Origin of the sequence: Mesorhizobium sp. M2A.F.Ca.ET.067.02.1.1, from assembly GCF_004023285.1 — a bacterium.
Taxonomy (GTDB): Bacteria; Pseudomonadota; Alphaproteobacteria; order Rhizobiales; family Rhizobiaceae; genus Mesorhizobium.
Genome location: NZ_RZSB01000092.1, coordinates 1 through 12,174 on the forward strand (window position 1 = coordinate 1; position 12,174 = coordinate 12,174).

10 protein-coding genes are annotated in these 12,174 nt (G+C 61.1%); all 10 read left to right on the forward strand.

Annotated features, from left to right (window positions below; genetic code table 11):
- Window positions 1–260: 260 nt before the first annotated feature.
- Window positions 261–2,573 (forward strand): Ulp1 family isopeptidase, encoded by a 2,313-nt coding sequence (locus tag EOA28_RS10055; RefSeq protein WP_245501508.1) that lies wholly within the window; start codon window positions 261–263, stop codon window positions 2,571–2,573.
- A 206-nt stretch (window positions 2,574–2,779) separates the two neighbouring features.
- Window positions 2,780–4,804: a conjugal transfer protein TraG gene (locus EOA28_RS10060; protein ID WP_024502848.1), complete on the forward strand. Its 2,025-nt coding sequence runs from the start codon at window positions 2,780–2,782 to the stop codon at window positions 4,802–4,804.
- A 116-nt stretch (window positions 4,805–4,920) separates the two neighbouring features.
- Window positions 4,921–5,334 carry a CopG family transcriptional regulator gene (locus EOA28_RS10065; RefSeq protein ID WP_095488561.1) on the forward strand — a complete coding sequence of 138 codons (414 nt, stop codon included), beginning with the start codon at window positions 4,921–4,923 and terminating at the stop codon, window positions 5,332–5,334.
- Window positions 5,331–6,299 carry a P-type conjugative transfer ATPase TrbB gene (trbB, locus tag EOA28_RS10070; protein WP_024502850.1) on the forward strand — a complete coding sequence of 323 codons (969 nt, stop codon included), beginning with the start codon at window positions 5,331–5,333 and terminating at the stop codon, window positions 6,297–6,299. Before EOA28_RS10065 ends, trbB begins: the two co-directional genes overlap by 4 nt.
- Before the next feature lie 12 nt (window positions 6,300–6,311).
- A complete protein-coding gene (locus EOA28_RS10075) occupies window positions 6,312–6,620 on the forward strand; it encodes a TrbC/VirB2 family protein (protein WP_126057781.1) in 309 nt (102 codons plus the stop codon).
- The gene (locus EOA28_RS10080) at window positions 6,620–6,892 is read left to right on the forward strand and encodes a VirB3 family type IV secretion system protein (protein WP_024502852.1); all 273 of its coding nucleotides are present in this window, start codon (window positions 6,620–6,622) and stop codon (window positions 6,890–6,892) included. The genes EOA28_RS10075 and EOA28_RS10080 overlap by 1 nt, the downstream gene beginning before the upstream one ends.
- Entirely contained in the window at window positions 6,886–9,336 is a 2,451-nt protein-coding gene (trbE, locus tag EOA28_RS10085; protein WP_126057782.1) for a conjugal transfer protein TrbE, read from the forward strand. Before EOA28_RS10080 ends, trbE begins: the two co-directional genes overlap by 7 nt.
- On the forward strand, window positions 9,333–10,058 hold the full coding sequence (gene trbJ, locus EOA28_RS10090; RefSeq protein WP_024502854.1) for a P-type conjugative transfer protein TrbJ: 726 nt from the start codon (window positions 9,333–9,335) through the stop codon (window positions 10,056–10,058). The genes trbE and trbJ overlap by 4 nt, the downstream gene beginning before the upstream one ends.
- A gap of 33 nt (window positions 10,059–10,091) precedes the next feature.
- Window positions 10,092–11,414 (forward strand): P-type conjugative transfer protein TrbL, encoded by a 1,323-nt coding sequence (gene trbL / locus EOA28_RS10095; protein WP_126057783.1) that lies wholly within the window; start codon window positions 10,092–10,094, stop codon window positions 11,412–11,414.
- A complete protein-coding gene (gene trbF / locus EOA28_RS10100) occupies window positions 11,415–12,146 on the forward strand; it encodes a conjugal transfer protein TrbF (protein WP_126063930.1) in 732 nt (243 codons plus the stop codon).
- Window positions 12,147–12,174: the final 28 nt, after the last annotated feature.

Here is a 12,174-nt window from a genome sequence, read left to right on the forward strand (position 1 = left end):
CACCACAGCAGGGATTCGATTGGTCAGAGGAGCTCCTGCCGGTAGGTTATAAGGAGGGCACCGATCTACCATTGTCTCTCGCCCCAACCGCGCACCAACACCAAGCACCCGACTTTGGAGAGGCCGTCCCTCACTTGAACTGGCGCCACGGCGACCAGGGCGCCCCGGAGGGGCTGGTAGCTGCACGGGACAGGAGCAGCCCGCTGCCAAGCGAGGCGGTGCCACATAAATCTGGACGGGGACTCGCTACGCAGCCCAGATTGTGGGCGGAGAAATCCGCCTCGCCAGAGCTCTTTCGACGGCGGGCGGAGCAGGCTCTGCCGGCGTCCGCCAGAGGTGTGGAGACATCCTCCGCGGTTGATGAAGCCGCCGCTCGCCAAGCTTTGGCTTGGTTGCAGCAGGAGATGGAGGGGATCGAACCGATGCAGGATCCTCATAAGGTGGCTACACCGGAATCTGAGGCGCAGCTCGTCAGGCAGAGGGATGAACACGAATCCACCCCAGCACCGCATCCCGGAGGTGGTGGTTCGATGTCCTCGACAGTGCAGCCGGATCGTCCAATTGTAGTCCCCAACGGTTCCGACAAGCGTCCTGTCTATTCCAACGATGCGACCGCTATCGAAGGGCTGAGGGCAGCATTCCACGCGGGTAAGGCCAGCGCGAACACGGTCACTTTCAATGTAAATTCTCTTTTCGGCTTTAGTCGGTGGCTCCTTCAAAACAACAAGCCAGGGTTTGCTGCTCGGCTTTACCATTCGTCGCTGGATCAGGATCTCAAGGAGTACGAGAGTACGGGTGGTTCCTCCACCGTGGCTGGCGCACTGCGTTACCTCAAGAAGTCGACAAGCGGAGCCCCGATTATGGGTCGCCCTCTCGTGATCCCCTATCCTGACGATGCCGAGCTCATTAGAGATTACAGAGCCGCTTCGACCAAGGAGTACCTGGCAGCGCCTGCGACCGGACGGAATCCAGATACCGTGGGCGGCTATACAAATTTTCTTAGACATTTTAGCCAGTATCTGCGTCAAAATAACAAGCCTGGGATTGCCGCTCGGATTCACGACAAATCGCTGGATAAAGATGTTGAGAGCTTCAAGGCTGTCTCCTATGGTAATAGACTAAGTATCGGTTCTGCATTGGCTCACCTCCGGGATATCCTGCCGCGCATTGTGCTCGGGCGCGAAACTGTCCTTGCTGCTCATCCGGCAGACGCAGTCACCAGGCGCGTTGGGGCCGCTGCTGAAGCTGGGCCAGCGGCACCGGCAAGAGCTCCCCAACCCGCCTCGCCAGCAACCGCTAAGCTGCCAGGCACCTACCGCGGCCTTCCACTGGTTGATGTGACCACACTGACGACCAGTTCCTCTGGGGCTCAGATCGGGGCGCTCGATCCGACAGCCCCGTCCAACGTTGCAACGGGGCGGGTGCTCGGCGCCGCCGAATGGCTGAGCGACGCCCATGTCCAGAGAGATTACAATTTGCTGGAGCGGCAACTGCAGGGGATCAATCCGGCGCTCGCTGCCCGGACTCGGCTGGTGGATCCTTCCGTATCCCATCTACTGCGACACACGTCGCCGCAAGACGCTCGAGGCATATTGCAGTCCATCTATAATCAAAACAACGCCACAGCCGACTTCCTGTTCTTGCCAGTGAATAATGGCACGGCTACTAGCCCCGGCACCCATTGGTCGCTGCTGCTCGTTGATCGCCGCGACCCCGAAAGGCGGTTCGCCTATCACTACGACTCCCTCCAGCGAGAGGGATATAACGACGTGCCTGCAAAACAGCTCGCAGGACTGCTGAATGCTACCTTGGCGCCAGCCCCCATGGCCAGACAGACGAACCATTATGATTGCGGCGTATTTGTCCTGGAGGGCACGTGGGCGCTGGTTGAACGATTGGTGAAAGGGCAGCGGCCAGACCACGAGCCGCTGCCCCTCGACAACCTCGTTGCCGATCGGCAGGCGCTGCAAGACCGGCTAAGGAGGCGCTTGCCGCACGAGGAAGAGCCGCGGCAGCTGCTGGAGGATGAACCCGCCTCCCCACCGATGATGGCATTCGAGCCAGGGGAACTGCGGCAACTGTTGGAAGACGAGCCTGACTCCCCACCAATGATGGCGTTCGAGTCAGGGGAACTGCGGCAACTGTTGGAAGACGAGCCTGCCTCCCCACCAATGATGGCGTTCGAGTCAGGGGAACTGCGGCAACTGTTGGAGGACGAGCCTGCCTCCCCACCAATGATGGCGTTCGAGCCAGGGGAACTGCGGCAGCTGTTGGAGGATGAACCCGCTTCCCCACCGATGATGGCGTTCGAGCCAGGGGAACTGCGGCAGCTGTTGGAGGATGAACCCGCTTCCCCACCGATGATGGCGTTCGAGCCAGGGGAACTGCGGCAACTGTTGGAAGACGAGCCTGCCTCCCCACCAATGATGGCGTTCGAGCCAGGGGAACTGCGGCAACTGTTGAATGATGAGCCTGCCTCCACTTGGGCACAAATCAATTCGACCCCACATGCGCGAGCGGACGGTGTTCATCAGCCAGCCCAGGCGCCCTGGCTCCCTGAACGCAGAAGATAACTTTGCGGAGGAGCGGTCACGCAACTGTCGGCGGCGCCGGGCCTCAGGGTGAATGGAGAGGATGGTGTCGCGTGAAGGCGCAACACGCGTGCTGACCGACCTGCATAGTAGGAAGTCGTTCATTGCTCCCAAATCGTATGTGAGGAACATTCCTGTCCCGGCTGCACCGCGCGATGCTAGGTCGCGTTGTTCAGCGGGCCAAGCCGATGACACCTACGAAGCTACTGATCGGGCAGATCGCCGTTGTGTGCGCAATTGTCATTATCGGCGTATGGACGGCAACCCAATGGTGCGCTCAAATGCTGACCTACCAGACGCCTCTCGGCGCACCATGGTTTCTCTTCGCCGGCTGGCCAATCTACAAGCCGTGGAAGCTGTTTGAATGGTGGTTCCACTTCGATGCTTATGCGCCGGAGGTCTTCGACAAAGCCGGTACGCTTGCAGGCGCCAGCGGATTCCTGGGCTGTGCCGCCGCAATCGCAGGCTCGCTTTTGCGCGCGCGACAGCGCGGGTCGGTTACGACCTATGGGTCTTCACGGTGGGCCACGACTCATGAGGTCGAGACGGCAGGGTTGTTACGGCCGGCGGGCGTTTTCCTCGGTAGGCTGAACGATCGCTATCTGCGCCATGACGGCCCGGAGCACGTCATGGCATTTGCGCCGACGCGTTCGGGCAAGGGCGTGGGGCTGGTTGTTCCAACGCTACTTTCCTGGACCGGGTCTGCCATCATTCATGATATAAAAGGCGAAAATTGGCAGTTGACCTCCGGCTGGCGGTCGAAATTCTCGTACTGCCTTCTGTTCAATCCGACCGACCCGAGATCGGCACGCTACAACCCGCTGCTGGAGGTGCGCAAAGGCCCAGATGAGATCCGGGACGTTCAAAACATCGCCGACATCCTCGTCGATCCCGAGGGCGCGCTGGAGCGACGGAATCACTGGGAGAAGACCAGCCATTCACTCCTAGTTGGCGCCATTTTGCACGTGCTCTACGCTGAAGAGGACAAGACGCTAGCCCGCGTCGCCACCTTCCTGTCGGACCCGCAACGCTCGTTTGCCGCAACGCTACGGCGGATGATGACGACAAACCATCTCGGGACGGGGCATAACCCTCAGGTCCATCCCGTAGTGGCCTCGGCGGCTCGCGAACTCCTGAACAAGTCGGAAAACGAGCGCTCAGGCGTCCTCTCGACCGCCATGTCCTTTCTTGGGCTTTATCGTGATCCAACGGTCGCGGCGGCCACTTCGTCCTGCGACTGGCGCATCGCTGACCTAGTGGATGGAGAGCGACCGCTGTCGCTCTATCTGGTCGTGCCGCCTTCGGATATCTCGCGCACCAAGCCTTTGGTGCGACTGATCTTGAACCAGATCGGCAGGCGGTTGACGGAGCGTCTGGAGGGGGACCCGAAGAAGAGCCGTAAGCATCAGCTGCTCATGATGCTGGACGAGTTTCCGGCGCTCGGTCGCCTCGACTTCTTCGAAACGGCGCTCGCCTTCATGGCAGGTTATGGCATTCGCTCCTATCTGATCGCACAATCTTTGAACCAGGTTTCAAAGGCCTATGGCGAGAACAATGCTATTCTCGACAATTGCCACGTGCGAATTGCCTTTTCCTCCAATGACGAACGCACGGCCAAGCGCATCTCGGATGCCCTCGGCACCGCAACCGAACTTAGGTCGATGCGCAACTATGCGGGCCATCGGCTTGCGCCCTGGCTTTCACATGTCATGGTGAGCCGCCAGGAAACCGCGCGCCCGCTCCTGACGCCAGGCGAGGTGATGCAATTGCCGCCGTCAGACGAATTGGTCCTGGTTTCTGGGTTGCCGCCGATCCGCGCCAAGAAGCTGCGCTATTATCAGGATCAGAATTTCACAGATCGGGTGCTGCCTGCGCCGGTGCTGCACGACGGACCCTATGCGGACTGCCCTGCATCACGCCCGGACGGCTGGACTGGACAAGTGTGCAGCGTCGATAGCCGACTTGCTGCGGACGAGGAAAGCGCCGACGCGCCAGTTGAAGACGAGGGAGGCGTTCAGCAGCAACGCCATCCAAGCCTGCCCGAAGAAGACGTTGTTGTCTCTCAAGAGCCCGATCAGGCCGATCTGTACAAGCCCGCAGACGATGACAGCGAAGCGCTCGCGGACAAGCGTGTCATGGATCGGATTTCCACTGCGGCCCGCGCCTACGGTATCAACGAGGGCAGGGGCGACGATGTCATTCCCGGCTTCTGAAGTCCGCTGAGTTGCAGAGCGCACCTCAGCGTAGATAACGGCCATAAGCAATTTTGAGCGTCTGGCCGATGCTTCTCCCGTCGCCGGCGCAACGCCGGGCCGTCGGAACGAGCCGCATGAAGCCGCACCGCATTCGCCATCAGTTTCTGCTTGAGCCGGAGCTCAGCGAGAAACTGGACAACCTCAGTCGCGATCCGTCAACGACCAAATCAGCGATCGTGGCGAAGGCGATCGAGGCGTTCATCGAGCGGCGTGGCGAGAGCGAGTTCGATCGGCGCTACGGCGTAAGGCTTGACCGGCTCTCCCGCGATCTTGCCCACGTCAGGCGCGATTCCGAGGTGATCCTGGAGAGCCTGGCGCTCTTCATCCGCTTTTCGATCACCCTTCACGCCCACACGCCGGTCCCGGATCGGGCAACGCAGGCTATTGCCCAAGAGCGTTTCGAGAAATTCGTTGAGAAGGTCGGCCGCCAGATCGCTTCCGGCAAAAAGTCGCTTAGCAAAGACAATGGTGGGGGAGGGGAAGGATGAGCTCTCATCCCGAGGCCGACCACCGGCGGCGTGTCATGCTGCGCACCGCCATGGGTCCGGCAATCACCGAAGCCCTGGCCGATCCGTCCGTCATCGAGGTGATGGTCAATCCCGACGGCGCGCTGCGACTCGACCGGTTAGGCGAAGGTCGGGTCGATACCGACGTTCACATGCACCCGTCCGAGGCAGAACGTATCATCCGCCTGGTTGCTTCGCACGTGCGCGCCGAGGCGCACGCCGACAACCCGATCGTCAGTGCCGAATTGCCGTCTGGCGAACGCTTCGAAGGCCTGCTGCCACCTGTGGTGTTGGCGCCATGTTTTGCCATCCGCAAGCCCGCCGCGAAAGTCTACACCCTGGCCGACTATGTTGCCGAACGCATCATGCTGCCGCTGCAGGCCGATGCGCTGAAAAAGGCCGTCCGCGAGCGGCGCAACATGCTGATCGCCGGCGGCACTTCCTCGGGGAAGACAACACTCGCCAACGCTCTGCTGGCTGAAGTCGCCGAATGCGACGATCGGGTGATCCTGATCGAGGACACACGCGAACTGCAGTGCGCGGCCAGGGACTGCGTTGCCCTGAGAACAAGGCGGGGCTCGGTCACCCTTGCCGATCTCGTGCGCTCGACGCTGAGGCTCAGGCCGGACCGCATCATCGTGGGCGAGGTGAGGGGCGCGGAAGCGCTCGACATGCTGAAGGCATGGAACACCGGGCACCCAGGCGGCATCGCTACCGTACACGCCAATTCCGCGCGCTCGGCTCTCTATCGCATTGAGCAACTCGCCCAGGAAGCGGTGGTCACCGTTCCCCGCCGGCTCATCGCTGAGGCGATAGATCTGATCGTCTTCATAGCGGGACGCGGCTCGTCGCGCCACATCGACGCAATCGCCGAGGTCACCGGTCTCGACGGCAGCGGCGATTACGCCGTTGCCCCGCTCACGCTTTCGCAACTCCAGCAGCTTTGAAAGGCCTTCCTCATGCGCAAGAAGCTTCGCTTTCTTTCGTCCACAGCGCTCGCGTTTCTTAACACGGCCCCGGTTTATGCCGCCGGCTCCGGCATGCCGTGGGAGCAGCCGCTGCAGCAGATCCTGGAGTCCGTGCAGGGACCGGTCGCCAAGATCGTTGCGGTGATCATCATTATCACCACCGGCCTGACGCTTGCCTTCGGCGACACCGCCGGTGGTTTTCGGCGCCTGATTCAGATCGTCTTCGGTCTGTCAATCGCCTTCGCGGCATCGAGCTTCTTCCTCTCCTTCTTCTCCTTCGGTGGTGGGGCGCTCGTCTGATGGCCGCCGGGGAGCAGCATATCGAGGGCTTCGCAGTACCGGTCCACCGGGCGCTGACCGAGCCGATCCTGCTCGGCGGGGCTCCGCGCGCGGTGGCGATCCTCAACGGTACAGTGGCCGCGGCCATTGGCTTCGGCTTGCAGCAATGGATTGCTGGTCTGGTGCTTTGGATCGCAGGCCACTCGTTAGCGGTGTTTGCCGCAAGACGCGATCCGGACTTCGCCAGCGTGCTTGTGCGCCACCTACGTCTGAAGGGGTGGCTTGCATGCTGAACCTTTCGGAATATCGAAGCAAAGCCGACCGGCTTGCCGACCATCTACCCTGGGCTGCCTTGGTGGCGCCCGGCATCGTGCTCAACAAGGACGGCAGCTTTCAGCGGACGTTGCGGTTCCGCGGCCCGGATCTCGAAAGTGCGACGGAGGCTGAACTCGTCGGCATTTGCGCCCGGGCGAACAATGCTCTCAGACGCCTTGGCTCTGGCTGGGCATTGTTCTTTGAGGCCGAGCGCACAGAAGCGCTGGGCTATCCGAACTCGCATTTTCCTGACGCCGCGTCGTGGCTGGTCGACGAAGAACGCCGCGCTGCTTTCGAGGGGAAGGTAGCGCACTACGAGAGCCGCTATCATCTGACCTTGGTGTTTATGCCACCGCCGGACGCCCAGGCGCGCGCAGAAAGCGCGCTCGTCGACTCTCATTATTCCCGAGGAGAAAGAGACTGGCGCCAGGATCTGGCGAGGTTCCGTGACGAGACCAACCGCGTGCTCGATCTCTTCTCGGGTTTCATGTCCGAAGTACGCGTCCTCGATGATGCTCAGACGTTGACCTACCTCCACGGCACGATTTCGCCTCGTCGCCATCCTATCATGGCCCCGGAAACGCCGATATATCTGGATGCAATCCTGGTCGATGCGCCGCTTACCGGTGGCCTGGAGCCGATGCTGGGTGAGCAGCATCTTCGCACACTGACCATCCTCGGCTTTCCGAACCTCACCCGGCCCGGAATCCTCGATACCCTCAATCATCAGGATTTCGCCTATCGCTGGATGACGCGCTTCATTCCGCTCGAGAAAACGGAAGCCACGAAGACGCTGACGCGATTGCGCCGGCAGTGGTTTGCCAAGCGCAAATCGATCGTGGCAATCCTACGCGAGGTCATTACCAACGAGCCGGTCCCGCTTGTCGATAACGATGCCGACAACAAGGCGCTCGATGCCGACGAAGCCCTTCAGGCATTGGGCGGTGATCATGTGAGTTTCGGCTATCTCACCACCACCGTGACGGTGTGGGGCGAGGATCGCCAAGCCGCTGCAGAGAAGCTTCGCGCGGTCGAGCGCATCATCAATGGGCTCGGCTTCACCACGATCCGAGAAGGCGTCAATGCGGTCGAGGCTTGGCTCGGCTCATTGCCTGGCCATGTCTACGCTAACGTTCGCCAACCGCTCGTTCATACATTGAACCTTGCCCATCTCATGCCGCTGTCGTCGGTTTGGGCCGGTCCTGCGACAAACGAGCATCTCGCGAAAGTCACCCAAACCGAAGCGCCACCGCTTTTCGTTGCCGAGACCAGTGGGTCGACACCGTTTCGGCTTTCCACCCACGTCGAAGATGTCGGCCACATGCTGGTTGTTGGTCCGACCGGCGCCGGCAAGTCGGTTCTGCTTGCTCTGATTGCTCTGCAGTTCAGGCGCTATGCCGGCGCCCAGGTTTATGTCTTCGACAAAGGCAATTCGGCCCGTGCTGCAACACTTGCCATGGGTGGAGAACACCACGCGCTAGGAGCGGACGGTTCCCTTGCCTTTCAGCCACTGCGCAGCATCAACGACCAGGCTAGCCGAAGCTGGGCGGCCGAATGGATCGCCAGCCTTGTTGCCCACGAGAACGTCACCGTCACGCCGGAGGTGAAGGAGGCTATTTGGTCAGCGCTGGCCAGCCTTGCCACCGCGCCGGCGCAGGAACGCACACTGACCGGTCTTTCGGTCCTGCTTCAATCCAATGCGCTGAAGACCGCATTGATGCCCTACACGCTCGACGGTCCCTTCGGCCGCCTGCTCGATGCCGATCATGATGGGCTGGCCTTGTCGGATGTGCAGTGTTTCGAGACCGAGGAGTTAATGCACAGCCAAGGCGCTTTGCTGCCGGTGCTTACCTATCTGTTCCAGCGACTTGAGGAACGGTTCGACGGACGGCCCACGCTGATCATGCTCGACGAGGCGTGGGTCTATCTCGACAATCCGCTGTTCGCCGCCCGCATCCGCGAATGGCTGAAGGTGCTGCGAAAGAAGAACGTGTCGGTTGTCTTCGCTACGCAGTCGCTGGCTGATATCGCGGGCTCTGGCATAGCGCCGGCAATCATCGAAAGCTGCCCGCAGCGCATTTTCCTTCCCAATGATCGTGCCGTGGAACCCCAGGCGCGCACAGCCTACGAGCGCTTCGGTTTAAGCGAGCGGCAGATCGAATTGATCGCCCGCGCCACGCCGAAGCGTCAGTATTATCTGCAATCGCGCCGCGGCAACCGTCTGTTCGAGCTCGAGCTTGGCCCCATCGCTCTTGCGCTTTGCGGTGCTTCCGATCCGGCCACGCAGACTCTGATCGACAGGATCATGTCCGAAGACGGGCAAGGCAGCTTTGCCTCGCAGTTCCTGATCGCGCGCGGCCTCGATTGGGCCGGCGAACTTCTCAAGCAATTCCCTCAACCAGACAAGGAGCAATTCTCATGATGCGGCGACGCCTTCTCTCCGGCCTGATCACCGTTTCCCTGATCGCCAAGCCTATGGCCGACTATGTGCAGCCCGCGTACGCCCTTATCGTGTTCGATCCGTCCAATTATGCGCAGAACGTGCTGACGGCCGCGCGCGCATTGGAGCAGATCAACAACCAAATCCAGTCGCTGCAGAATCAGGCGACCATGCTGCAGAACATGGCGCGCAATCTTCAGCGTCTGGATTTCTCTTCCGTTGGCCAACTCACCGGTTCGCTCCATCGCATCGACGGCTTGATGGACCAGGCGAGTGGCCTCAGCTTTGATCTGGGCAAGCTTCAAGACCAGTGGCGCAGCCAATATCCGGAAAGCTACGACGCCACGATCAAAGTCAGCGATGTGGCGAGTGCTGCGCGGGAGCGTTGGCAAACCGCCATGCAGGCGTTCCGCCAGACCATGGGTGTCCAGTCGCAAATCGTCGAGAACGTCCGCGCCGACGGCGATCTGCTCGCCGATCTCGTCAACCGCAGCCAAGGGGCGGCCGGTGCGCTTCAGGCAAGCCAGGCCACCAACCAGCTGATGGCGCTTTCGACAAAACAGCAGATGCAGATCCAGACGCTGCTCGCAACGCAGTTTCGAGCTGAGGCCGAGGATGCCGCCCGCAAGGCCCAGTCAGACGAAGCCGCCCGCGAGATGACGAAGCGGTTCTTGGGTACCGGCTCGGCTTATCCCGGCAATTAATCACGAGTTCATCACGACGAGAAAGGCAGCGGCATGAACGACCTTGGCGTCATCGATCGCTTCATGGAGACCTTCATCCGCTACATCGACAGCGGGTTCGGTCTGCTATCGGGCGACCTCGCCTTCCTCACTACCATTCTGATCGGCATTGACATCACACTTGCCGGCCTGGCGTGGGCGCTCGGCGACGAAACCAGCGTTCTCGGCCGGCTTGTCCGCAAGGTGCTCTATGTTGGCGTCTTCGCCTTCATTCTGAACAATTTCAAGAACCTCGCCGATATCGTTTATCGTTCTTTTGCCGGTCTCGGGATTAAGGCGTCGGCCGGCAATCTGTCGGCAGACAATCTCTTGCGCCCGGGCCGCATTGCCGCGACCGGTTTCGAAGGTGCTTGGCCAATGCTTGACCAAGCCAGTCAGCTCCTGGGCTTCCCGGAAATCTTCGGCAACGCACTGACCATCTTCGTGCTGCTGATGGCCTGGTTCCTGGTTATCATCGCCTTCTTCATCCTTTCCATCCAGCTTTTCATCACCATCCTAGAGTTCAAGCTCACCACGCTGGCAGGTTTTGTTTTGGTTCCATTCGCACTTTGGAACCGTTCAGCGTTCCTGGCCGAACGCGTGCTCGGCCATGTTATCTCGTCAGGCATCAAGGTGATGGTGCTCGCCGTCATTGTCGGTATCGGCTCCACGCTCTTCGGGGAGTTCGCTTCCGCATTGCAAGGCAAGGAGCCGGATCTTGCCGGTGCCATGTCCCAGGTACTGGGCGCACTGGCACTGCTTGGCCTTGGCATTTTTGGGCCGGGGATCGCGTCGGGTCTTGTCTCAGGCGCACCGCAGCTTGGGGCGGGCGCCGCCCTCGGCACGACCGCGGCGGCAGCGGGTGTATCACTCGTTGCTGGAGGCACAGCATTTGCTGGCGCGCGTATGGCAACCAGCGGCGGTCTCGCCGCCATCCGAGCCGGCACAACAATGGGATCGGCTGCTTCCACGTCATGGCAGATCGGGCGCGCAACCTCGCCCGACGCTGGCCTCTCCGGTGTGGCTGCTGGAATGCATGGTGTAACCAGTGCAGCTGGCGGCGCCGCTATACGCATAGCGCGATCCGCCACTGCAAGTGTTGGGCGCAACGCCGATGCCGGGCGCGATGCCGCGTGGACCGCGACCGGCGGCGCGCCGACAGCGTCAATGACCGAACGCTCTGCCGGTTCGGCCACTGTTTCGGCGCCGACGTGGGCAAGGCGCCTACGTTCTGAACAGACCGCCCGGGCAAATCGCCACGCTGCCATGCAAGCTGTCCGAGACGGAGACCGGCCGGGAGGCAGCGCCAACCCCTCTCTCAACGACAAGGATGACTAGATGCTCTTCAAGCGACCCGTGCACCGTTACGGCAAAACACCCGAACCGGTCACGCCGTATCAAAAAGCCGCCCAACTGTGGGACGAGCGCATCGGCTCATCTCGACTGCAGGCCAGGAACTGGCGGATCATGGCCCTTGGCTGCCTGGCCTTGGCGACCGGGCTTTCCGGCGGACTCGTATGGCAGTCGATGCAAAGCCGTGTCGTGCCTTATGTCGTCGAGGTCGATGGCTTCGGCGAGACGCGCGCCGTCGCGCCGGCGGTCCGGAATTATGAGCCCTCGGATGCTCAGATCGCCTGGCATCTCGGCCGCTTCATCCAGAATGTCCGTTCCGTTTCCACCGATCCGGTTTTGGTTCGGCAGAACTGGTTGGCAGCGTACGACTTTGCTAGCGATCGCGCAGCGCTCTTCCTCAACGAATACGCCAAGGCGAACGACCCCTTCGGTCAGATCGGAACGCGCAGTGTTTCGGTACAGGTCACCAGCGTGGTCAGAGCCTCCGAAAGTTCATTCCAGGTCAAATGGACCGAGCAGGTGTTTGAGCGCGGAAGCCTTGCCAGCACGATGCGCTGGACTGCGATCCTCACGATCGTGATCCGCTCGCCAAGCAATACGGATCAGCTGCGCAAGAATCCGCTCGGCGTCTTCATCAATGCCATTGACTGGTCACGCGAGCTCGACAGCGCCGTCCCAGCCCCCCTTTCTCCGACGGAGTCCACCAATGAAAGGTAAAATGTCACCGATTCGTGCCGTGCTGATC